The organism is Paraburkholderia sp. Clong3, from assembly GCF_050436485.1.
Classification (GTDB): domain Bacteria; phylum Pseudomonadota; class Gammaproteobacteria; order Burkholderiales; family Burkholderiaceae; genus Paraburkholderia; species Paraburkholderia tuberum.
On sequence record NZ_JBNDMH010000003.1, the window covers coordinates 1,396,528 to 1,420,361 of the forward strand.

Sequence of the window (23,834 nt, forward strand, 5' to 3'; positions counted from 1 at the left end):
TTAAGCCACTTATCGCAGTCACAAGGGGCAACCGGCAGAATTGCTGATTCACCAATCGCGGGATGATTGTCGTTGACGAGACGAAGATCAAGGCCAACGCGTCGCGCCCCGAGGCGATGAGCTACGACTGGATGAAGAAGGCCGAACTGAAATTCAAAGATCAGATCGGATGCGCTGCTGGCAAAAGTCGCCGATTGCGCCGAGAAGAACGAGCCGGAACTCGATATTGCAGCCGATATCACGCGACGCAAGGACCGGCTTGCGGTCGTCGATGCCTCGCGTGGGCACATGGAAGAACGTTGGCGCCTAGATCGAAATTGCACATGGTCCCCGCGACCACGACGCGCCGCCGGATGATGGTGAAAAACCGAAAAAGAGATCGTGCTTTAACTCTAAGTTCAGGATGCCCAGGCTGCCTTCGCGCCGCGCAGCGGACGCTTCTCGGCGTCGAATTTCTCCTCTTTTTCTTACTCTTACCGCCGAGCGCCACGCTCCGTTCGGGGGCATCGCTCCCGCAATTGTTCGAACGTCGCTTCCGAACTGGAGTCCACATCGGCAAGAACTTGCCTGGGGGCGGACCCGGGTGCGGCATGCGATGGCCGTTAGATCACTACATCACGATACGGTGGATGGGGTGGTCTGTCAGCCTTGCGCGGTATCTGGGTGGCGTTGCGGGGAGGCAAGAATTTCCTCGCGTCGAACTACACCATCGCTTCGTCGTTCTCTTGCCGCGACCATTGCGCGAGCGCCGATGACTTGTATCTGGCAAATCAATGCGTCGTCGGTCGCAAATGCGAAGTGCTATGCGTCGGTTAAGCAGGTCGATCGGAATTTAATATGTCCCTTTATTCTCGCTGCGTCTCAGGCTTGCTGGTGGCGGGAGGTGCGGACTTACGTCTATAAATCACCGCCCTTGCTGACAACGTTGGCGTCTGGGTGTGCAGTTTCAATGCGCTGAGATCGGGGGCTAAGGCGCCAGTTCGCGCCGCGACGGGAAAGTGAAGTGCGCTCTCTTTTGTGTGCGCAGAATAGGCATCGACATACAAAAAGTCCGCATTTTTGGAGCAACGCTCCAAACTGAACCGCCCCGGATTTGGTCTCAGGATTACCCATAAGTCGCTCGTGACTATGCGATTGAAGGGCGATGGCTTGTAAACGGTGACGACCGATGTTAACTTTGATCCGGTTCGTGATCTGTGATGCCGGGCATTGTCGGACACCTCTGACCTTGATGATTGGGCAAATGAAGAGTTTGGCGCCGCCGAGCTCGGCGACGCTCGCCTGACCAGACGGCTCGTGACGTTGGCACGCAAGCTTTCGTTGGGCCCACATTGCTCTTTTCCGCAGTCGTTCAATGGTTCGGAGCTGAAGGCGGCATATCGTTTTTTCGACAACCCGCACGTGGATGTCGATGGCGTGCTGGGTGGGCACATCGGTCAAACGCTGTGTCGTATGCAACAGGTGCCAGTCGTCCTTGCTGTTCAGGACACCACCGAGTTCAATTTGTCTCATCTGCGGGCAACCGAAGGTCTGGGATATGGCTCCGATCCACACGTGCGTGGTTTCCTGATACACAGTCTGCTTGCGCTCACGCCAGAGGGGCTGCCACTCGGGGTGATCGGGATGAAGACCTGGAAACGTAGGCACGAGGAGTTGGGCAAGAAACATCTGCGCGGGCAACGAACCGTACAACAAAAAGAGAGCGCGAAATGGCTCGAAGGCATCGAGCAACTGGGCGTACTCAAGGCGCACTGTCCGTGCACGCATGTCATCGGCGTGAGCGACCGTGAAGGCGATGTCTATGATGTGTTCCTGGCGCAGCGGCCTGCCGGCGTCGACTGGTTGGTGCGCGCGTCGTGGAACCGACGCGTTGCTCACCCCGATCGATATTTGTGGGAAACCGTGCTGGCCTCGCCAGTGCTTGGAGAGGCCCAACTGCAGGTGCCTGCACGCGAAAACCGCCCGGCACGCACCGCACGGCTGGTTGTGCGCTGCATGCCCGTACGCCTTCGTCCGCCGCAAAATCGTCGTCGCGAGAAGCTTCCCGAAATTGAAGTGTTTGCAATTCATGCACAGGAAACGAACTTGGACGAAGGAGCAGAGCCATTGGAATGGCTTCTACTGACTTCGGTGCCTACGCAAACGCACGCTCAGGCCCTTGAGCGTCTGGCATGGTATGCGCGCCGATGGACGATTGAATCGTGGCATCGTGTGCTTAAAAGTGGCTGTCGCATTGAAGCCCGCCAATTTGGCAATCTCGATCGATTCGTCCGCGCCACCGCATTGTTCGCCGTAGTAAGCTGGAGGATCCTGTACTCCATGTTGCTCGCAAGGCTTGATGGCAACCTGCCATGCGAAGTATTGCTGCAGCCAATCGAGTGGCGAGCCCTCTACTGTCGTACGCATGGCAGTACTGAAATACCTGATAAACCGCCATCACTGGCGCAGGTCATCTTGTGGATCGCCAGACTCGGCGGGTATCTCGCTCGAAAGCATGATCGTCCGCCTGGTCCTACCGTCATCTGGCGTGGATTTCTTGTCCTGCACGAAATCACGATGATGTACCGAATATTCAGGCAAAACGAATAGCACCATCACATTACTTGTGGGTAATCCTGAGGGATTTGGTGGAGGCTCCAACTTTTGAGAAAAATGGTATGGGCGCCTCCGCCTTGAGGAAATGGTAGGAATTTCGCAGGTAACCAAGGTCGACTTTCACGGGCCTATGGCATGGGCATGCTCATGGTGCAAGATTATGTCGATGTTCAAAGGCAAACCGGAGAGGCCGGGATGAAGTTGACGCCAGTTGGAATCGATATTGCAAAGACGATCTTCCAGGTGCACTACGTGGACGAGGACACGGGCGAGATCGTGAGCAAACCAATCAAACGTGCGGCGTCGGTCGTCGCTTGTTTGGCTCGGCAAAACGGCGCTCCTCTCTCCTTGCACTACGCGCGCAAAGGCACGTTCGCAAGCCCGTTATTAGCGTGAACAGGCCCTAGCAAGGCCGTTGCGGTGAAAACTGAAATGCAGCAGGCAATGCTGGCGCTGCATCGCATGCGCGAGCAACTTGTGAAGTTCCGGACCATGCAAACCAACGGCTTGCGCGGACTGCTAACCGAGTACGGCGAAGTTACGGCTAAAGGACGGGCGTCGGTGCCGAAGCAGACCGGTTCGGGTGGTGTTGACGGCGGCGTAAATCCGCACATAAATGGCGGCACAAGGTTCACCAGGACCGTCAACAATGAAGCGCCGTTGACGGCCTCGGTCGGGGTGGCCGGTCCCAATCAGAATGGATCGCCGATGTCGTTGAGATTGGGATCCTCGGGAGGGGAATGCTGTTCGTGCAGCAGGTCATGCAGGGCGAGGTCATAGTGCATGCAGATCCGGGCACGCAGATCCCCGATGAGTTCGACGACGGCGAGCGCCTGTTCCGGCGACCAGTTGTCCGGTATCAGGAAGTCGAGCCCACGGGTGATGCCCGAAGGCAGGTGTGCCAGGCGCTTCATGATTTCTTCTCCGCACGCGCGCTACTGCGTCTGCTGGCGCGTTGCTCGGCCCTCTCGCGCGCTTCCTTGACCCGGTAGGACTCGCCCTCGATGGCAATGACTTCGGCGCGATGGACCAGCCGGTCAACGAGCGAGACGACACAGGCGGCGTTCGGGAACACCTCGTGCCATTCGGAGAACGGTCTGTTGGTTGTGACCACGGTACTTGCCGATCCGTACCTGCGGCTGACCAGTTCGAACAGCAGATCGGCGTGGCGGTTTGAGTACGAGAGGTAACCGACCTCATCAATCACCAGGACGTCAGGGGATGCATAGCGGCGCAGGCGTCGACGCAGCGCCGAATCGCTGTCCAGTGCGGCCAGTTCGCCGAGCATCTGACCGGCGGTAGTGAACAGCGCGGTGTGACCGTGCACGAGCGCCTGATAGGCGAGATTGAGCGCGAGGGTTGACTTGCCGACACCATTCGGGCCGATCAACACGACGTTGGCGGTATCCCTGACGAACCCGAGCGACATCAACTCTTCAACGGCAAGCCGGTCGCAGCGCGTGGGCCAGCTCCAGTCGAAGTCGCACAGCGGCTTGAAGTTGCCCAGGCGGGCATCGCGGATACGTCGCTCCAGTGATCGGCGGGCGCGCTCATCCTCTTCCCACTGCAACAGCGGCGCGACCCACTGTTCGGCGGCCACATCGGTCCAATGCGCGAGCAGTCCGTACAGACGCAGGGCGTTCGCGCGCCCATGAAGGTTCTCAGGCGTGTTCATCGGCGCCTCCCGCAAGCTGGTCGTAGATGTCGAGCCGGTGTGGTGTCACCAGCGTGTCCTTGTTGCGCACGTGTTCGGGCAGGATGAGGGTGACTGGCGGCGGGGCCTGCCGTGCCTCGCGCCGGCGCTCAAGCGCCAGACGTACCGGATTGGGATGAGGCGCCGCGTCGCTGGCAAGGGTTTCCTCGATCGCGGCCTGCAGTTCGGCCGGGCCATAGCGGTCGAGCAGTCGCAGCAGGTGCGTGGTGATATTGCCCAGATTGCCGCCACGCTCAGCGGCGTGCAGCATCAGGGTCCGGCTGGCCGGCGCAGCCCGGGCCAGATGATCAAGACCGCGATGGTGACGGGCCTCGTGCTTCCTTGCGACGAGCGCATCGATGTGTGCGGCAATCTCGATCTGCGCGCCGCGATCGTAACTGCGTTCATGGGTGGCGAGCAGATCGGCGCCGTCGAGAATGCGTACGCGCCGGGGATCAGCTCGTACCGTGAGCGTGCGTCGCACATGGGTATACGGGATCGTATAGTCGTTCAGGTCGAAGCGCACGTAGGGCGTCTTGCCGACCTTCACGGCGAGAAGCAGCTCACACGGGTACGGATTCTCCGGCAACGTGAGCAGGCTGGGCTGTTCGCGCCCGAAGGCCTCGCGCACGGTGATCATGGGTTCTTCGCGGCAGGGCCGCTCAGCAGCGGGTCCCGCGCACCAGATTGCCGCCTGGGCGTTGAGATCGTCGAGGTCCGTGAATCTGCGAGCGGCAAAGAAGCTCTCGCGTACAAAGCGGATTGCCCGTTCAACGCGCCCCTTCTCGTTGCCCCGTGCGACAGCCACCGGACGAGGCTCATAACGATGATGCGCGGCGAACGCGAGCAATGTCGGGTGGAAGCGGATCGCATCGCCCTGACGCTCAAGCACGGCGCTACGCAGGTTATCGTAAAGCAGAACCCTGGGGACCCCGGACCATGCTTCGAAGGCGCCGGCATGTCCTGCCAGGAAACTGTCCATACGGGCATCGAGGAAGAAGCGCAGATAGATCTGCCGTGACCACGACAGCACCATCACGAAGGCCATCAGCGGTCGTCGTGCCCGACCGATCTGCAGGTGACCGAAGCTGGCCCAATCGACCTGCGCCTGTTCCCCGGGCAGCGTGCGCAGGCGCAGGTAAGCCTCAGGTACCGGGCGTGGCCGGTGCAGCGAGATCAGGTGCCGGAAGTGGTGGTGACTGCCCCGGTAGCCGCGCTCATACACCATCGCATACAGGCGACTGGCCGTGAGCGAGGGAAACTTCTTTAGCGTCTCGTGGATGAACGGCAGGTAAGCATCGATCTGTGAGGCTCGCTGCACGGCGCCAATCCTGGGCAGGCCGGCCTGGGCCAGCACGCGCTGGACGGTGCCGCGGTGCACGCGCAACTGGCGCGCGATGGTGCCGCAACGCCACTTCTCCACGTGGTAATAGCGCAGGATCTGCGCCTCGAGTTCAGCTCCAATGGTCATGGGTCGTTTCCTGTTCTGTCAGTAGTAGTACGAACATCACGGAAGACCCGACGGCGCAGTGGCCCGATGCGTACAAGGCCCGAACAGATGCGGCGACAGAAGCAGCAAGGCGTCGATCCGGGCGCGGCGACAGTGGATGTCGATGCGGTGGCCGTCGTCGTCGAAGTCAGTGGCAGTAGAGCATTGGCGACGGGTGTCGGGGAACGCTGATGCGTCACTTTATTGAGGCGCTGACGATAGCGACGCATCCGTTCGGCATGTGCAAAGCGGCCACGACGACTGAGTTGATAGCGTTGGCCAGCCTCGCGCAGGCGGGCGCGGCGCGAGGCCTGTGAGCAGTCGCCACCGCAGTAAATCTGGCCGCGATCGCAACGGCGGCACACGACGACCTGCGCCCGGCAGCGGGCGCACAGAAAGAGGCGGCCAGTGGCCGGCATCGGCAGTCCCCGTCAATGCCGAAGCGGAATCGACGAGGCGGATCAGCCGTGCCATACTGGCCCGGCACCCGTACCCCGTTGTGCGCGTGTGGGGCTCGACACTGGAATGAACTTGGCGGTTAGGACCGGTGTCGGGCCTGTTTCTTCGGCGGTCAGTTGTAGTCGTTCTTCTACCGCATCCCGATTCCCGCGTCATCCCCCTGCCGAACCGAACATCCCCGGTGCGTCTGCGCTCGCCCTACGGGCTCCCTCCGACGCACCCGAATGTGAGCCTCATGAAACGTCCCAGAGTCGCCGGGCTGAACAGCAATCGCGTCGCCCGGCTGTCCGACGCCGCCATCCAATGTCGGATTCCGACCGCCATTCACAGGTGGCAAGGTAAACCTTCACGGCATAAGTAAACGAGGCGGCACATATTTGCGAGCGCTGCTAATCCACGGTGCACGCAGGGTGTTGATAAATGCGAAAGAACCAGGCGCGTGGGTCGAGCAGCTGAAAAAGCGGTGGCATCCGAACGTGGTGATTGTCGCACTGGCAAACAGAATGGCGCGGACGATCTGGGCGGTACTAGCCAATGATCGTCCGTACCAGAAGGGATACGTGAGCATACATCCAGCGGAAGTGGGAAACGTCTCGTAAGAAATTGACCCTGTTGAAGTGGAGCGTCGAAGGTTGCGTTGGGAATCGAGAGTGATGGCAACACAGGTCGGACCGTGATTCGCTAAACCTGAATGGCTTCAAGAGCTCCGAGCTCGTGAGAAAAATGAGGTGCGGGTCAGCATTCCATAGTGGCCCGCAGCGGAAGAACCAGCTGCAGCAAGGCCCGGATATACAGCTGCAACCCATCCTGTCCGTCTACGCACAAGAGAGCTTGCTCAAACGGGAGACGTTCATATACAAACTACTATCGGCAATTTGAAACAACGGTCGCCGAACTCGCATTAACTTAAACCAACCAGCCTCCACGATTCCCGGGGCGGTTCACCGGTGCGCTTGACGTGACTCCCCACTTGCGCATCTGGATTGCTGTTCGTACGTCAACTCTTTCGTCGACTCTGCGTCCGGAACTCAGTAGGCGACATCGAGAGCTCTTTACGGAAAAGCTTCGACAGTCTCTCTCCGTTGCTAAGACCGGTTCTACGAGCGATCTTGTCCACCGGAAGATCGCTGTTGGCGAGCAGCTTGCACGTAAGATCGAGCCGCACACCAAGAAGGTACTTTGAAGGCGTAACACCGAGCTCCCGTTTGAACAGACGCAGGAAATTGCGCTCACTCATCGAAGACGTGCGCGCCGCATCGCCCACCGATATGGGCTTCGCGCAGTTCTGGACGATCCAACGCGCCGACGCACGTGCTTTCTCGGCGAGCGTCTTTGCATCCATCTCTTCGAACGCGGGGGCCAATGTACGCCCGCCATCCGAGCCGAGACGGTCCGCCACGCGCGCGGCCAACTCCGCTCCCAGATCCATCTTGAGCAGTGCGAGCGAGGTCACCAAAGCCTGATCGCGATCATGCTCCGCAGCGCTCCCGGATAACGACCGGAGACGGATATCATGCTTCATCGAAGGCCAATCGCACCGCGCCACGCCGGCAGCCGACAAAACCATGTGCCCATTCCCGATCGCGGTGACGCTGACGCCTCTTGCACAAACCAGTCGCAACAGATCAATGAGGTTGTCGTCGACGGAGGCGTGCGCGACACCACTTCCGCTGGGAACGAAGAGGTTGTCGAGACGATTGAAATCGCGCGTGGAAAAATGCTCTGTCCAAACCATCATCGATGACGAGCACACAACCCCTCCACCGCGAGCCGAGATGAGGTTCACGCGATATGTCACGGAATGATTCGAACTTTGCGATTGTAATTCATTAGCGACATGCAGAGCTTCGGCGAGCGTACCGGCGTCCAGCAACGAAAATCCGTCATACAAAATAATCGCCACGTGCTTCACGATTGTCGAACACTGAACAGACCGAATGTCCTGTCTCGGACAATCAAGCGGTGCTAGCGCGTCAGATAAGATTGGCGTCATGCGGCCTCCAGTTCGGCAGGTTTCTATTCGTCACACGGAAAGAAGACAGGATTTCCATGTGTCGTCGGACTTCGATTTTCTCGTTTTCAGATTTATCCTTGCCGTTTTAATCGACAAGGTTTCAGGCGAGAAAAATACGTTGCCGAAGGGTGGTGATGCAAGCCCGGCATCCAGGTCGCGGCGCGCGATAAAAACGACTGTCAGCGGAAAATGCAGCGGCCTTGCCTCAATGTCGAGATGCAAGGTGTCCGCTTCAAAATAGCGGAGGCGTCACTGCAATAGGGGCAGCAACCCCGGTAATCAGAAAGAAAATAGTAACAACAAGCATCGACTTCCCGTCTCGTATAACGATATCGGGAGTCCGCGCCTGATGCGAATCAGCGAGGTTCCCATATATCGGTATTCCTGGTTCAAGCGTATTCTTCATATAGTAGACTTTGAAGATAAACTGGCGAGATAATGAGGAGTTGTGCCACGTAAATATCGTTACACGCCATAACTTACCGCGTGAAAAAAAATCCCACCAATTACTTTCAACCTTTATCGGCCGGACAGGGCTAAGTTTTGACTTAATGAAACTACAACGCGTTCAACTGGCCGCATACCTTGGTGAATTAGTAGGGAAGGTCTGCAAAAGTCCAGGTGTTGACGTCTGGGTGGACGAAAAGCGCTGCAAGGCGAAGCCGTTTCAGATCTAGTCCCGGCTAATATATCTGATTGAATCATTCATGCCCATGGCTTCACCGAGTCTCGTGACCGCAACCATACAAATCCGGTCTCCGGCCTCTTCAAGCGTGATGGTCTGTTCTTTGTAGGCCAGTGCGATCGCCTCCACTGCACGCATAAAGAACTCCGACTCCTCATCCGTCCAGTCTACGGGAAGGTCAGCACTAAGCCCTTCTGAATTCATCCCTGCCTCCTTAGGATACCTTGTGAGGCTTACGAAGCAAGCTGGATCTCGCTCATTTGCGCTAGCACCGGATCCGAAGACTGTTAAGTGGGCCTACGTCGTCGCGCGGTCTCCGAGGTCTCGTTTGCCGAGAACTGAGCTGCGAAGCCGTGCCTCAAACTGGAGAAGAATCGTTTCTTTCGAGAAATTGGATGCGGCGTATTGCCGTCCGAGGGTGCCAAGGCGCTCACGAAGCGACGGGTCGTCGGCGAGACGAAGGATGGCGTGTGACAATGCCGTGAAAGAGCCGGGCTCGACTGCGACGCCGACCGAGTTGATGACGCTCCATAACTCGGTACCTTCATTCGCAGTCGCAATTACCGGTCGGCTGCTCGACAGCATTGGGCCAAGCTTCGAAGGCATGACGAGATCCGCGGCGCCCGCAAGCTGTGGAAGGACGTGTATGTCCGCAAGCGATAGCAATTCATTGAACCGCTCTTTAGGTTGCAGCCCGAGAAACTTGACGTTCGGTACGTCACGGGCCTTTTCGAGCAGGACATCTTTTGCTGGTCCAGCGCCACAGATCAGGAACATGATGTCCGCGCGCCACGTGAGAAGCTTTGCAGCGTCGACAATGATTTCCAGACCTTGCTTAAGTCCGAGATTGCCTGAGTAGAGGACGACCAGCGCTCCGTGGCCGATGGTGAGCTGCGCGCGATAGGGGTTGTCCGTGCTGTTTGGATGCGCGTGTTGAGTATCGACCCAGTTGGGAAAGGTGAAAGCTTTTTCCGAGGAGACCCCTTTCTGCACGGCGAGCCGTGTCATCGCTGCGGAGGGTGTCGAGACGACGTCGGCGCGTGACATCAACCATCTTTCCACGCGCAAAGCCAGCTTTCTTGCGACATGGCCTTTCAGTATGCCCAGTCGAAACGCTGCGTCGACTTCGTAGTCCTGTACATGAAGCCAACATGAGGCGCTGGCGACGCGGGCGGCGAACAACGCGACGGGAGACGCGAACAAAGGTGGCTCTACGAGCCACACGGCGTGCGGACGCCACGCGATCTGCCATAGGGCGGCCGGACTCGCGAAGACCGCGAAGCTCATCAGATGTAGCACGCGCTTCAGACCCGACGGGCGCTTGGGGCACCAGAAGGGAACGCGTATGACGGAAACGTTGTTGATTTGCTCAGTCGAGTACGTCAACGCGTTATAGCCAGCCTTGATGCGCCACTCAGGATAGTATGGAGACGCGGTTATCACGCGTATCGTGTGCCCCTGTAATGCGAGCCACTCCGCAAGCTCCGCGGAGTACTTTCCCACCCCTGTCACCTCTGGGGCATAGTTGAGCGAGATTATCAGCACTTTCATTGAGTAATCCACATCTTGGGAAAAAGAAGATCAAGTCTGCGTTGGGCACGGGAATGTACGACCCATGCGTTCGGACTCTGATGGAGGCTATCGTTCCGTGTCTTGCTCGCAGTCGCATTCGTATTCGCGTTGTGTCAAAGCTGCGCGTTCGCCTTCCTGATTCGAAGATCGCAGATATCCAATTGCCCGGTCGGACAAATGCTTGTCGTGCCTCGCCTAGATGGGCTTCGCCAGCCAGGACATATGATCGCTAGTCGTGTGGGCGCAGGAGGCCTGGTGCCGGTCTCTTCCCACTCGCGGTGGGCGAACGCCGACAACTTCTTGCCAATTTCCGTCTTGACCGGGGGGCATCAGGGCGCGGCGCTTATATTCCTTTCACGTCGGGGTAACGCTGATCGTGGGTAGAACATTCTCGTCATTCAATTCAAGGCGCGGGCTTGACGAGCATTTAGCGGGAGCTAATCGTGCAAAGCGTTCAGTTGACCGGGACTCCCATCGTACTTTCGCGATTCATATTCGGCACCGCCAGTCTTTTCAACAGTGGCCCCGAAAAAGCAAGGCGACGACTATTATTCTCTGCGGTGGACGCCGGGTTCACCCATTTCGACACGGCCCCCTACTATGGCTTTGGCTTGGCCGAGCGCGATCTTGGCCACGTTCTCAAAGCACGACCGGAGGTCACTGTCACCACCAAAGTCGGTATCTATTCGCCCGGCGGCGAGGAGCAAAGCGGGGCCGCTGTTTTTGTTCGCAAGGCGACAGGGCGCTTCATAAAGGCCATCTCGGGTCCAACGGTGGATTTCTCAGTCGCCCGAGCGAAGAGAACACTCGAGGGCAGTTTGCGTCGTCTGAAGCGTGACTCTATCGACATCTACGCGCTGCACGAGCCTGAACTTTCCCTGCTCAATACTGATGAATGGTTGAAATGGCTCGAGAGTCTCCTACGCGACGGAACGGTCCGTACTTTCGGCCTCGCGCTAACTACGGATAAGGTCGAACCGTTCCTCGCTGCCGGCTCGGAACTGACCCGTTTCATTCAGGTCCACGACAGTCTCACCGGTCGCGAGGCTGACGTACTGACCTGCTACCGCAAGCCCTTCCAGATCACTTATGGTTATGTCTCCGCGTCCCGCAAGGAGGGGTCGCCGCTGTCCGTGACAGAGGTTCTGCGTCGGGCACTACTTCGCAATACCAATGGCGCAATCATCGTGAGCACGAAGCAGTTGGCCAGGCTGCAGCAATATGCCCGGCTCGTGGAGGAAACGGCCGATGCTCAATGACCTGGGCGGGCAGGGCGCGATTTCGCGGGCAGCCGATTTCATAGTCATCGGCGCGGGAACCGTCGGCCTACCGATCAGCGTACTACTGGCGCGCAAGACAGGCGCAACCGTCATCTGCCTGGAAACCGGCGGATTGCGCCAGGAAGAGGATACGCATCCGCTCAATGAAGTCGTCCAGCAGGGGATGTTCTACAAGGGTGCCTCGCACGGACGTTTCCGATGCCTGGGCGGTACCTCGATGCGATGGGGCGGTGCCCTCATTCCCTTCCAAAACTCTGACCTCTGCAATGCCCACTGGCCGATCTCACTCGATGAACTAAGCCCTTTCATCGGTGACGTCGAGCGGCTATTCTCCCTGGAACCGGGCCCGTATTCCGACGTCTCCTTTCCGTTCGAGCTCGGTGGGACCCATGTCAATCGTCTCGCCAAGTGGCCAGAATTCCGGAAGCGCAATGTAGCGGCGTTGTTGGACGCTGACGTCGCTGCGGCAGCCAACCTTCAGGTCTGGTTGAATGCCCATGTCGTCAAAATCAAAACTCAGCCTGAAGGCGTCCGACTGGAAGCGGTATCGCAAAATGGTGACAGGCTAGCTATTTCGGGGAGGAAGCTCATCGTCGCCGCTGGCGCGATCGAAACAACCCGTCTGGCATTGCTAATCGACCGTCAGAACAATGGAGCCGTCTCCGCCATTACGTCTGCGCTCGGTCATAACTTCACGGATCATATTTCCGCAGAAGTAGCGGAAATCGTCGCCTCCGAAAGCGCTTTGCTAAATAAGATCGTCGGCTTTCGATTCGGTGCCGCCGGTTCAATGCGCAATATCCGTTTCGAGCTAGCGCCACAAGCGGAGGCGCGGCGGCATCTGCCGCCAGGTTTCTGCCACATCGGGTTCGAGGTTGAGAAACCCGGTGGCTTTGATGTGCTACGGGAGATATTCCGGAATGTACAGCGTCGTAAGTCACCGCCGCCACGAGTAATCTTCGATTTGATTGCGAATACCCCCTGGCTTGCGCGCGCCATGTGGTGGAGGCTCGTGAACAAACGTCTACTGTTTCCCGCCCACTCGCGCCTGATTGTCCATGCGGTGGTTGAGCAGCTTCCATCTCCCAACAATCGTATCACTCTCAGCGATACGTGCTGCGACCGCTTCGGCTTGCCACTCGCAGAGATCAACTGGAGGTTGTCCACGGAAGACAAAGAAAACGTAATCGAGACATCGGAACTATTTAAAAGAACTTGGAGAACGAGCAAATTCGCCTCGCTTGGCGTATGGAAATCGATCGAGCCACAGCAAATCTGGGCCAACATCGATAACGCAGAAGGCATCTTCCATCCGACAGGTTCGACTCGCATGGGTGCTTGCCCCGCCGATGGCGTGGTGGACAAAAACCTCAACCTCTTCGGTGTCGCGAATGTCCAGCTGCTTGCCACGTCAGTCTTGCCGACGGGAGGTGGGGCGAATCCGACTATGATGCTCCTGCTGCTGGGGATGCGATGTGTCAATCAGCACGCTGCCGGCAGCACCCCGCCAAAAGCTTGATGCTTTCCGCCAACCGCGGGTATTGAACCGTGTGGACGCTACGATGGTCCGTTGAGAGAGGAGTCTATGCCTGAAGATGCAATCAACCGGGAAGGCGTTCGTCCGAGCATAATCCTGAAAGGCGTGAATTCGAGACAGGGACCTTCATTTTCGTTGTCGAACAGATTTCTGAGGGTTCTTTGGGGCGTCATCTACATCGTTTTCTTCGTGCCGACGCCGCGTGTCTTTCATGCGTGGCGTCGCTGGATTCTGCGACTATTCGGGGCCACTATAGGCGCAGGTGTTCACGTCTATCCGCGTGTGCGCATCTGGGCGCCATGGAATCTTTCGATCGGCGACTTTACAGGCGTTGCCAATGGAGTGAACTTGTATTCCATCGAACGCATCACGTTAGGTGAGCGTTGCACGATCTCGCAGGGCGCGCAGCTCTGTACAGGAAGTCACGACTACAACCATCCGACGTTTCAGCTAACTGCAAAGCCGATTATTGTGGGATCGGACGCGTGGGTGTGCTCTGAAGTCTTCGTTTGCCCTGGCATTCATATCGCGCCGGGAGCGGTTGTAGGCGCGCGATCAGTGGTAACGCGGAGTCTGCTGGATGAGTGGACTGTGTATGCCGGCATGCCAGCAAGGAAGATTTCTCTTAGAGTCAAGCACGGAGAGCCCAATGAGCAAAGTGTCTGTATTAGTGCTGACGAAGAATGAAGAACAGGATTTGCCTGGTTGTCTTGAGACCGTCATCGGGTGGTCCGACGACATCCACGTATTTGATTCGCTCAGCACAGACGGGACCGTCGCGTACGCTCGCTCGGTATGCGCGAACGTGATTTCCAGACCATTCGACGACTGGTCCACTCACCAGAACTGGGGATTGAGAAACATCCCATTCAAGCACGAATGGGTGCTGTATCTGGATGCCGACGAGCGCGTTCCCCCATTGCTCGTGCCGGAGATTGAAACGGCGGTCTCGAACGCCGGCGATGCGGTGGCGTTTCAGATTAGACGCCGCGACTTCTTCAATGACAGGTGGCTCAGGCACGTGCAGGCTTCACCGTACTTCGTTCGGCTTTTCAGACCCGAGCATATCCACTATGAACGGCTCGTCAATCCCGTCACCGTGGTGGATGGCAAGACCGGCCGGCTCGACGGCTATCTCGATCACTTCCCTTTCAGCAAGGGGCTATCGCACTGGCTTTCACGGCATAACGCCTACAGTTCGCTGGAAGCAGATCAGTTCCTTCGCAATAAGGCGAACGGCAACAAGTTCAGCCTTTCCAAGGCGCTGTTTGCGGCCGATTTCCAGACTCGCCGCTATCATCAAAAGCGCCTGTTCTACCAACTTCCATGCCGCCCGGTGATCAAATTCGTTTTACTTTACTTCGTTCGTCGAGGCTTCCTCGACGGACACCCGGGCTTGGTGTATGCGACGCTGCAGTCGGTCTATGAGTACTTCATCGTTCTGAAAGTCAGGGAGAAGATGAGGGCGGCGAGAACGCAAGTCGATCGCCCTACGTTAAGCGAAGAATTGAAGAGTTGAACCGCGCATGCGCGTTATGATGAATGTCAGTGTCAGCCGGAGATCCCGCGTTGAGAACCCTTCACATTATCTCGTCAATCGAGCGAAGGTATGGTGGTCCTGCTGAGGCGCTCAAACGGCTCGCGACGGAGCTCCGGCTTTGCGGACACACTACCGACATTGTCTGTCTTGACTCATCGATTGATGCTGACAAATCGGACGACAATGCTTTCGATCTGGTTGTGAGGCTAGGCCACCACGCTGGCAAATACGCGCTCAACTTCAGGCTTGTTGGGTGGCTGACACAGCATGCGAACCAGTACGATGCAATTATCGTAGACGGCATATGGCAGTTCCACAGCGCGGCGGCCGTTCTTTCGCTTCTTCCGCAAAAGATCCCATATTTCGTGATGCCGCACGGCATGCTCGATCCGTGGTTCAACATCGGCCGCCCGTTGAAACATGCCAAGAAGCTAGTCTATTGGATATTTGTGGAGCGTCATGTCATCAGCAATGCGAAGGGGGTTCTCTTCACCACCGACAGTGAGCGCGAACTGGCGCGCCTGGCGTTTCCGCTGTACAGGGCGAAGGAGCTGATGATGATGATTGGCACGGCACCGCCACCATCGACGGAAACGTTGGACGTTGCGCAGCGGCATTCGCTAGCGACGCCGGGCAAGATTATCCTCTTTCTCGGGCGAATTCACGAGAAGAAGGGCTGCGACTTGCTAATCCAGTCGTTTCACGATCTCCAGAACTTGAGCACCGACTATCGCCTCGTCGTCGCAGGCCCCGATGATCATGGACTCGGGGCGAGATTGCGTCGCGAGGCCGTGCGGCTCGGCATCGCGGATCGTGTTAGCTGGCCTGGCATGGTAACGGGGGCGCACAAGTGGTCTCTGCTGCGCGCTGCCGACGTCATGGTTTTGCCCTCGCATCAGGAAAACTTCGGCGTGGTGGTGGCCGAAGCACTAGCGTGCGGCGTGCCGGTGCTCTTGACCGATAAGGTCGGAATCTGGCAAGAGGTCGTTGCCGATGGAGCCGGGTTCGTGGACGACGACACGCGAGAGGGTATCACCCGCCTTCTGACGCAATGGGCAATGCTGCCGGACGACGAGAAGGTTGCGATGCAATGTTCGGCAAAGCAGTGTTTCAACAATCGGTTTCATATCTCCAGAGTCGCGCAGAACTATATCGCGTTGATGAGCAAGCAGGTAGCGTAAGCATTTCTGCTTTAACACACGCGTGCAGGATGGCTGTCGCAGGAAGTTGAGTTCGTCAGCGCGATTTTACGCTCAACCGTTGCTGCCCCTTCCAGGACATCTCATTCGCGGAAGAGCAGCGTCAGAGGATCACACGCTCCAATGCCGCTTGCAGATAATTTTTTCGTGCGCGCACCGGTCTCCATCCTGCGGCTCTGTTTTCGTCGCTTGCCGTTTGGTATCGGAGCCTCGGAAGGGCGCGACAGGGATCGCTATGTGCGCGCCGCGCGTTCCGCTGCATGCAATGCGGTGAGTGCCGCGATGGGTTTTGCGGTAGTGCTGCTCTCGGTCTCTTTAACGCTTCCGTATCTCGGGCAAGAGCGCTTTGGCATTTGGATGACAATATCAAGCCTCGCAGTGATGTTGTCGGTGCTTGACCTTGGCGTGGCGAATGGCCTCGTCAACCTGGTTGCGGACGCGAAAACGAGCGACGATCAAGAGAAACTGCAGACGATTGCGACTCGCGGCGTACTGCTGCTCGTGGTGATCGGCGCAGCCGCTGGGGCTGTGCTCGTTGGTGCCGTGAGGTTGCTGGACTTCCAAAGGCTGCTCAGGATCGAATCGGCAGACGTCACAAGAGAAGCGATGGAGTCAACCGTGGTTTTCATCACGCTGTTTTGCGTGAACATCCCACTAAGCGGCGTGAGAAAGGTTTTTCATGGTCTTCAGCGAGCGTGGGAGCCACATATCGCTGCTGCGATCGGATACTTTTTCTCGCTACCGCTTCTTTATCTCTGCAACCGCTATCGCGCACCGTTGCCGTATCTCGTGCTTTCTACCTATGGCATGCAGGTCGGCTCGACGTTGATTCTCGTTTGGCGTCTTCGACGTGAGCGGATTTTTCGCGTTCATCGCGGCATATGGCTGGGAACGGGGTGGCAAGACTCGAGGCTGCTACTGCGGACGAGCAGCATGTTCCTGATTCTTCAACTTGGCATGATATGCGGCAGCGCATGCGATCCCCTGATCGTTTCAAACATTCTCGGCGCGAAGGAAGTGGCGACACTGGCCGTTGCGCAGCGGTTGTTCCAGGCGATCACCGTCGGGATGGCCATGCTGTCGGGGCCGCTCTGGGGTCTCTATGCCGACGCACACTCGCGCGGTGAGAAAATGTTCATCAGGCACACGCTGAAGGTGTCCATGGGCGTCACGGGCGGCATCGCGGTGCTGACAAGCGCGCTGATTCTGGCAGCTTCCCCCTGGCTTCTGAAGGTTTGGACGGGCAATCACCTGGCTGTACCTTTCTCATTGCTGTGCGCGGCGGGGATACTGGCGGTGGTTGAAGCAATGGGAAACGCTTTCACCATCTTTCTGAATGGAATGAGCGAATTGCGCCCGCAGTTGCTTGCCGTGCTGATCTTTAGTGCGGTATCCATTCCGCTCAAGGTAGGTCTGCTCTTGACGTTCGGCACAGTGGAATGGGTGGTCTGGTCGTCCATCATTGCGAGCATCATCGCCGACTATGGCGTCTATATCGGCCTCTTCAGGAAGCAGATTCTTGCGCACGCGTCGGTCGGTCCGCTTTCGTGACTCTCACACCCACCTTCTGAACGTATGGCCGACTTCCAGGAAAAGTTGCGGTTGGCGGGGGACGCGCTCAAAAACAGACGTGGAGCCTTGAGGAGAATCATGGCCGCCTGCTTCGGCCTGTCTGGCGCATCTGCACAAGCGGCGCAGCGGCAGGCATCGGGACTGCAGCCGTCGCACACGCAGAGCGGTTCGACCTCGATGCAGCCCGTGAGCGACTTGTCGCCCGACGACAGGGTGATAGTCACCAGGTCTTCGCTCGCATACACCGAAATCCGACGCCTCGCTGAATTTGTGCTTGCGCAAGGTCCGATTCAGGGCTACGCCAGCTTGCGTGACTACGGCGGACCGCTTACGAGACTGCTCGTTTTTCAGCACGCTGCGGGCGAACGCGATTTGGATGCTGCATATTATTGGCTCGATCCTACCGACGTCTTGAGCCGGGACAACGGTGGCACAGTGCTGGTTTCGAAGAGCGGAAAGCGTTGGAAGCGCGTATTCGAGGGCGACATCCATGCCCGATGGTTCGGTGCACGCGGTGACGGCACGACGGATGACGGTGACGCGATCAATCGCGCCGTCGCATTCGCAGGATCGCTCTATGCATCGACGGGCCGGACTCAGTGCGTTGTGCTTGATAACGGCACGTTCTACCTTGCAGCCGCGCGCGGAACGCTGGCCATCCCTTGTCACGACGATGGCACGGTTAAGCAGGGAAAAGGCGAAAGACTCCCGTCTGAGCCTGCCATGCGACAGCCCTATTGCGTAGGCGTATGGCCGGGGGTCAAACTATGTGGACATAACGCCGTAGTGAAGGGCAACTATCGCTACGGCATGGCGGACGCGTCGCAGCCAGTCATTTTCGGCTTGCTCGATCAATTCGACACGGCGATGGATGCAGGGCTCGAGAATCTGACATGCGTGGATTGCTTCATGGCTTTTGGCGCCCTGTCCGCGACGCTCGCAGGCTGCATCTTTGACAGACTTCACTTTGTCGGCTGCGGGGTGGGTATCTATGCGGCTGTGCTGGAACAGTGCACGTTCAGCAATATCGAGGCGCTGCGCACGGGCGTCCCTGTTCTTGTCGGAGGGCAATGGGTCGATCGCAACGACGACTACAACGAACGAGGCGGCTTCGCGGACAAGTGCACCATCATCAACGTACGTAACATCTATGACCGCGTCTATGGCGACGATGAGCGCAAGATCGATCAATGGTTCGATGCCACGTTCTTCAAGTCAATCAACAGCGAGCGCAGACTCAGCGCGCCGACTAATGCCGCGTCACCGGCGAGGGCGTATCCCTATCGGGGCATTTGCGGATTCTGCATACGCGTCATGGCGCGCTATGCGCGCCCTTCGAATAGCAATGTCTTCATGCAAATAACGCACGCTTACTCGCCGCGTCCAGCGGTGCTGGTTGATGCATGCCAATCGGCTGTCTTCAACGGCGTTTATATGGAACGCGTCGGCTATCGCGACCATCGCAAGCGAACCGGTGCCGTTGGCGCCGGATGGGACGATCCTTACCTTGGTCATGGCGTCCTCGTCCCGGCGTTCATAGGAGAACTCGACGTCTCCTCCTGCGTTTCCGGTGTCAACATCCAGCAGTCTTTCGGCGTTTCGGTCGTTCGATCTGACGGCCCTGTCGGATCCGTCCAGTCATCGGACTGTGTTTTCAAAGAACCGCAGCCTCGCTACACCCTGCCTGCCACCACTTTCACCGACGATGTGACGATACGCGGTGGAGCGTTTCGCGCATTGGAGGATGCCAGGCATCGGATCGGTGGATTGGGCCTCTACACCGTGCATTTCGATGGCGGCAGTTTCGACACTGAGATTTCCTGCCCGAAGGACGAAGAAGGGCATGCAGTCATGGTGCTGGTGTCACGCGATGCGAACCGCGTAGAGAGCGCGTCGTCCGGTCTCTATCTGCTGCAGCTTTCGCGTAATAGTACGAGCGCCCCGGTTGGAACGCTCGTGTCGGGGAGCGATGTCCTGCGTTTTGCTGTAAGTCCGCGGAACATGCTGGAACTACGAGCTACTGTCCATGGCGCACACCACGTCGTGATGATCGGCAACCGGCCGTTCGAGACTTAGACCGACCCGCATCTGGGGCAAAGCTGATCAGGGCCACCGCAGAGCTACTCCGAGCGTTATAGATCGGAGTGGATAAGGAAGGCAGAACAGGATGAAGCAGCAGACGCTGCCGATGGCAGCTGATGGTATCAGGATGAACGCCATGAACATCAATACTGCGGCGATTGACGATGCTGTCCTCGCGCTCCTCTATTTGACCCTGCATGACCATAGCCGGGCTTGGAAAAGCTTCGATTGGGATGCGCTCAACCGACTGCATGAACGAGGGCTCATTGCCGATCCGGTCAACAAAGCAAAATCCGTGGTGCTGACGGAGGACGGCCTGCGAGAATCTGAACGCCTCTTCAAGCAGCACTTCGTCACCGCTGGCAGCAAAACCAATTAATGAAACGAATTTCCAACTCACGACACCAGGGGTCACGCTACTGGCCAGTGGATCGTTTCATTCTAAACGACCGTCCTATCGTACCCGACAACATCTTGGCGATTTCGGTCTCGACACGGCGCAAGCAGCAGGCTTATCTAAAATAGACTGCGGCGGCGAATGTTCCGCGTTCTCGAATTTCAGTCATTGAAGTAGTAGCAGAGTACCTGTCCAAATGGACGCACGGTCAATGCGTCGCGTCGTCGCTCCCGTAACTGGTTGCCCCCGGCGTTATCCCGCTGGCGGGCGCAAAGCACTCCACCCGAGAAACCATGGCCTCAAGGAAACAGATCACGCGCGATGATCCGCTGCAGGGCGATGAGATCTCCATCTCGGATTACCTTCGCACAATCGGCGAGAGCTGGCGTCTAATCGGCATGATTGCGCTCGGCGTTCTCGCGCTGGGATTGTTGTACGGCCTGATGCATCCGACCTTGTACCGGGCCGATGCGCTCATACAGATTGGCACACCCGCGTCCAGCTCTCCCGAAGCCGAAGCGTTGGGCCGGCTCGCCTCGATATTCGATTCGAGGGTGAAAGCCAGTGCAGACGCCGAGATGGAACTCATTCGCTCACGCCTGGTGGTCGGCGAGGCGGTGCAGCAACTGAATCTCCAAACTACGGCGCAACCTCGGTACTTCCCACTTATTGGCCGTTGGATCGCGCGACTCCGCAGCGGATCCGCCAGCATGAAACCCCTGTTTGGACTGCGGCAGTTCGCCTGGAGCGACGAGTCGATCGAAGTATCGAAATTCGATGTTCCTCACGCTGCAGTCGGCCACGAATTCATCGTAAAGGCGAGACAGGCCCCGTACTTCAAGTTGATTGCGCCTGACGGCAAAGCGCTCGGAATAGGAGAAGTCGGCCACGAGCTGGTGGTGCCTTTCGGCGACGGCAAGGTGCATCTTCTCGTCAATAGGTTATCCGCTTCTCCCGGCGGGGAATTTACACTGAAGTCAAGTTCGATAGAGGGCACGATCCTCGCGCTGAAAGATGCTTTGGTCATTTCAGAGAGAAAGTCGCAAACCGGCATGATCGGTGTTGCCCTGGAGGGACCCGACCCGGTGCGCACTGCGGACATCGTCAATGCGGTTGCTCAGCAGTATCTCGCTCAGGATCTTGCAAGGCGTACGTCCGAGGCCGAACACTCGCTTCTCTTCCTCGAGGATCAATTGCCGAAGCTGCGGGACGAATTACAGCAAGCAGAGGATAAGTACAACGCTTTTCGTAATAGCAATGGAACCGTCGATCTGAGTGTGGAAAGCCGGTTGTTGCTGCAACAGGTTGTCGATCTCGATACCGCCTTGCGCGGACTCTTGCAGCAGCGCGACGACATCTCGCAGCATTACAAGGAGGGTTACCCGCTACTTACGGCGGTGGACTCGAAGATCGCCCGATTGCAACAAGACCGCGAAGCGCTGAGCCAGCGTGTTGCCAGTTTGCCGGACAAGGAGCAAAACGCAGTGCGACTGATGCGCAACGTTCAGGTCGACACAGACCTCTATACGAATCTCCTGAACAGTGCGCAACAGCTTCGTGTCGTCAAGGCGGGCAACGTAGGCAACGTGCGCATTGTCGATCTCGCGGTGCCCCCCGAGAAGTCGAGCAAGCCTAACTGGCAGGTACTATTGTCGTTGTCTGCCGTGCTTGGGCTTGTACTGGGAATCGTCACCGCGTTCCTTCGCAAGGCGTTGTCTGGTGGAATCGAGCGAAGCGCCGAGATCGAGGCAGCCCTTGGAATACCCGTTTGCGCTGTCGTGCCGCACAGCGAACGGCAAATTCGTTTGCAGGAGGCAATGCGCCGCAAGGCTCCGGGCATACATGTGCTTGCTGCGGTATGGCCAGGGGATGTCGCGGTCGAAGGCGTGCGAAGCTTGCGAACAGCGTTGCAATCGATCGGATCGGAAGTCAGGAACAATGTCGTGATGATTACAAGTTCCCGTGCCGGGGTAGGAAAGTCGTTTGTCGCGGCCAATCTTGCAATCGTGTTGGCGACAGGCGGGAAAAAGGTGCTCCTGATCGATGCCGACATGCGCATGGGCGACATACACAGATCCTTCAACCCGGCTGGCGGCCCCGGCTTGACCGAGTTGCTAAAAGGTGCGGCGTTTGACGACGTGGTCGTCCGCGATGTCATGAATGGCGTCGACCTGATCCCGCGCGGGGGCGAGACGCCAAACGCCGCGGACTTGCTCACGACTCGGAGACTGAGCGAGATACTCGATGTTGCATCGCGGCGGTATGACGCTGTCGTCGTCGATACGCCGCCTGTGCTTGCTGTCACCGATGCAACGCTGATCGGCCGGCAGGCCGGTACAACGCTGCTGGTCGTTCGGCACGGTCGGCATCCGGTGGACGAACTGTATGAGGCGCTCAACCGGTTGCGCAGTAGTGGCGTGAACGTGGCAGGAACTCTCTTTACCGATGTTCCGCTCGACAAGGCGCGATACGGTTCAGGCTACGGCAGGTCGGACGGGTACGGCAAAAGCGGCGGCGAGTCCAATGTCAGGACAGCCTGAACGAATCGCAAGAAATATCACGCACAGCGCAGTATCAAAACAAGGAGAAGGAACCATGTCGAACAAGGTTGCACTGGTCACCGGTATCACAGGCCAGGATGGCTCTTATCTTGCTCAATTCCTGCTCGACAAAGGATATGAAGTGCATGGCGTCAAGCGGCGCACCTCGCTCTTCAACACGGATCGCATCGACCATTTATACGAGGACGACCATGCATCGCAGCGCCGCTTTCATCTTCACCATGGTGACCTGACCGACTCGTCGAGCATCTTGCGAATTATTCAGCGGGTGCAACCGGATGAGATCTATAACCTCGCCGCGCAAAGCCATGTTGCGGTTTCGTTTGAAGAGCCTGAGTACACGGCGAACGCGGACGGCCTGGGTGCGCTGCGCATGCTAGAAGCCGTGCGAATTCTGGGCTTCGAGAAGACGGCCCGGTTCTATCAGGCGTCGACATCGGAGTTGTTCGGGCTCGTGCAGGAAGTGCCGCAACGGGAGGGCACGCCCTTTTATCCGCGCAGTCCGTATGCGGTAGCGAAGATGTACGCGTACTGGATCACGGTCAACTATCGCGAGGCGTATGGCATATACGCTTGCAACGGCATTCTGTTCAATCATGAATCACCCGTTCGGGGCGAGACGTTCGTTACGCGCAAAATTACGCGCGCCATCGCACGTATTGCAATCGGTTCGCAGAATTGCCTTTACCTTGGCAATTTGTCGGCGAAACGCGACTGGGGACACGCGCGCGATTACGTCCAGATGCAATGGCTCATGTTACAACAGGAAGAGCCTGAAGACTTTGTCATTGCATCTGGCGTGCAATACAGCGTGCGCGAATTCGTTCAGCAGGCGGCGTGCGAACTCGGCATCAAGCTTCGGTTTGACGGAAGCGGAGTCGATGAAGTCGCGATCGTCGAAAGTGTGAGCAGCCGGGAATGCCGGGTCGCGCCCGGGACGGTCATCGTGCGAGTGGATCCTCGCTATTTTCGACCGACAGAGGTCGAGACCTTGCTCGGCGATCCGTCGAAAGCCCACGCGAAGCTCGGATGGGCACCGACCGTGACGTTCGGCGCTCTTGTCAGGGAAATGGTGTTGTCCGACTATCAGATCGCCAAGCGGGATGCGCTGATCACGCTGGCTGGCTACAGGGCGTTGGAGCATCACGAGTAAGGACGA

20 protein-coding genes and 2 pseudogenes are annotated in these 23,834 nt (G+C 57.9%); 15 read left to right on the top strand and 7 right to left on the bottom strand.

The features are described 5' to 3' along the window. Positions 1-1,209 precede the first annotated feature (1,209 nt). A complete protein-coding gene (locus OKW30_RS29810) occupies positions 1,210-2,589 on the top strand; it encodes an IS4 family transposase (RefSeq protein WP_429345740.1) in 1,380 nt (459 codons plus the stop codon). A 201-nt stretch (positions 2,590-2,790) separates the two neighbouring features. Beyond that, positions 2,791-3,165: pseudogene (locus OKW30_RS29815) on the top strand (IS110 family transposase); the annotation flags it as partial. 122 nt (positions 3,166-3,287) lie between these two features. Here the strand turns inward: OKW30_RS29815 and OKW30_RS29820 are convergent. Genes OKW30_RS29820 through istA form a run of 3 tightly spaced genes read right to left on the bottom strand, consistent with a single transcriptional unit; the run spans position 3,288 to position 5,759 of the window. Continuing rightward, complete coding sequence (locus tag OKW30_RS29820) at positions 3,288-3,509, bottom strand: hypothetical protein (RefSeq protein WP_429345678.1); 222 nt, start codon at positions 3,507-3,509, stop codon at positions 3,288-3,290. Further along, entirely contained in the window at positions 3,506-4,270 is a 765-nt protein-coding gene (istB, locus tag OKW30_RS29825; RefSeq protein ID WP_429345679.1) for an IS21-like element helper ATPase IstB, read from the bottom strand. The genes OKW30_RS29820 and istB overlap by 4 nt, the downstream gene beginning before the upstream one ends. Then, a complete protein-coding gene (istA, locus tag OKW30_RS29830; protein ID WP_429345680.1) occupies positions 4,257-5,759 on the bottom strand; it encodes an IS21 family transposase in 1,503 nt (500 codons plus the stop codon). The genes istB and istA overlap by 14 nt, the downstream gene beginning before the upstream one ends. A 66-nt stretch (positions 5,760-5,825) precedes the next feature. Here istA and OKW30_RS29835 point away from each other — a divergent pair, with 66 nt between their 5' ends. The 3 genes and pseudogenes from OKW30_RS29835 to OKW30_RS29845 all read left to right on the top strand — a co-directional run. Continuing rightward, complete coding sequence (locus OKW30_RS29835) at positions 5,826-5,969, top strand: hypothetical protein (protein WP_176133875.1); 144 nt, start codon at positions 5,826-5,828, stop codon at positions 5,967-5,969. Continuing rightward, positions 5,969-6,094, top strand: coding sequence for a hypothetical protein (locus OKW30_RS29840; protein WP_256211476.1), 126 nt, complete (start codon positions 5,969-5,971; stop codon positions 6,092-6,094). The genes OKW30_RS29835 and OKW30_RS29840 overlap by 1 nt, the downstream gene beginning before the upstream one ends. Before the next feature lie 468 nt (positions 6,095-6,562). After that, positions 6,563-6,835, top strand: a pseudogene (locus OKW30_RS29845) (transposase); the annotation flags it as partial. Positions 6,836-7,233: 398 nt separating this feature from the next. Here the strand turns inward: OKW30_RS29845 and OKW30_RS29850 are convergent. From OKW30_RS29850 to OKW30_RS29865, 4 genes are all read right to left on the bottom strand, one after another. Beyond that, positions 7,234-8,139: a GlxA family transcriptional regulator gene (locus OKW30_RS29850; RefSeq protein ID WP_429348382.1), complete on the bottom strand. Its 906-nt coding sequence runs from the start codon at positions 8,137-8,139 to the stop codon at positions 7,234-7,236. 120 nt (positions 8,140-8,259) lie between these two features. Beyond that, entirely contained in the window at positions 8,260-8,472 is a 213-nt protein-coding gene (locus OKW30_RS29855) for a hypothetical protein (protein WP_429348383.1), read from the bottom strand. Positions 8,473-8,923: 451 nt separating this feature from the next. Further along, on the bottom strand, positions 8,924-9,139 hold the full coding sequence (locus OKW30_RS29860) for a hypothetical protein (protein ID WP_184071435.1): 216 nt from the start codon (positions 9,137-9,139) through the stop codon (positions 8,924-8,926). 93 nt (positions 9,140-9,232) lie between these two features. Next, complete coding sequence (locus tag OKW30_RS29865) at positions 9,233-10,486, bottom strand: glycosyltransferase WbuB (protein WP_184036569.1); 1,254 nt, start codon at positions 10,484-10,486, stop codon at positions 9,233-9,235. 464 nt (positions 10,487-10,950) lie between these two features. Between OKW30_RS29865 and OKW30_RS29870 the strand changes: the two genes are divergently transcribed. The 10 genes from OKW30_RS29870 (at position 10,951) to gmd (ending at position 23,828) form a co-directional block, all read left to right on the top strand. Continuing rightward, on the top strand, positions 10,951-11,766 hold the full coding sequence (locus OKW30_RS29870; RefSeq protein ID WP_184071430.1) for an aldo/keto reductase: 816 nt from the start codon (positions 10,951-10,953) through the stop codon (positions 11,764-11,766). Further along, positions 11,756-13,306: a GMC oxidoreductase gene (locus tag OKW30_RS29875; protein WP_429348384.1), complete on the top strand. Its 1,551-nt coding sequence runs from the start codon at positions 11,756-11,758 to the stop codon at positions 13,304-13,306. The genes OKW30_RS29870 and OKW30_RS29875 overlap by 11 nt, the downstream gene beginning before the upstream one ends. A gap of 66 nt (positions 13,307-13,372) precedes the next feature. Continuing rightward, the gene (locus tag OKW30_RS29880; RefSeq protein WP_429348385.1) at positions 13,373-14,011 is read left to right on the top strand and encodes a putative colanic acid biosynthesis acetyltransferase; all 639 of its coding nucleotides are present in this window, start codon (positions 13,373-13,375) and stop codon (positions 14,009-14,011) included. After that, positions 13,974-14,843: a glycosyltransferase family 2 protein gene (locus OKW30_RS29885; RefSeq protein ID WP_429348386.1), complete on the top strand. Its 870-nt coding sequence runs from the start codon at positions 13,974-13,976 to the stop codon at positions 14,841-14,843. Before OKW30_RS29880 ends, OKW30_RS29885 begins: the two co-directional genes overlap by 38 nt. 50 nt (positions 14,844-14,893) lie before the next feature. Further along, positions 14,894-16,045, top strand: coding sequence for a glycosyltransferase (locus OKW30_RS29890; protein WP_221307853.1), 1,152 nt, complete (start codon positions 14,894-14,896; stop codon positions 16,043-16,045). 141 nt (positions 16,046-16,186) lie between these two features. After that, on the top strand, positions 16,187-17,614 hold the full coding sequence (locus OKW30_RS29895) for a lipopolysaccharide biosynthesis protein (RefSeq protein ID WP_184071422.1): 1,428 nt from the start codon (positions 16,187-16,189) through the stop codon (positions 17,612-17,614). Between the two features lie 99 nt (positions 17,615-17,713). After that, on the top strand, positions 17,714-19,711 hold the full coding sequence (locus OKW30_RS29900) for a hypothetical protein (RefSeq protein ID WP_429348387.1): 1,998 nt from the start codon (positions 17,714-17,716) through the stop codon (positions 19,709-19,711). A gap of 142 nt (positions 19,712-19,853) precedes the next feature. After that, on the top strand, positions 19,854-20,096 hold the full coding sequence (locus OKW30_RS29905) for a DUF6429 family protein (RefSeq protein WP_184071575.1): 243 nt from the start codon (positions 19,854-19,856) through the stop codon (positions 20,094-20,096). Positions 20,097-20,407: 311 nt separating this feature from the next. Next, a complete protein-coding gene (locus OKW30_RS29910; RefSeq protein WP_429348388.1) occupies positions 20,408-22,654 on the top strand; it encodes a polysaccharide biosynthesis tyrosine autokinase in 2,247 nt (748 codons plus the stop codon). A 55-nt stretch (positions 22,655-22,709) separates the two neighbouring features. Next, the gene (gmd, locus tag OKW30_RS29915; protein WP_429348389.1) at positions 22,710-23,828 is read left to right on the top strand and encodes a GDP-mannose 4,6-dehydratase; all 1,119 of its coding nucleotides are present in this window, start codon (positions 22,710-22,712) and stop codon (positions 23,826-23,828) included. Positions 23,829-23,834: the final 6 nt, after the last annotated feature.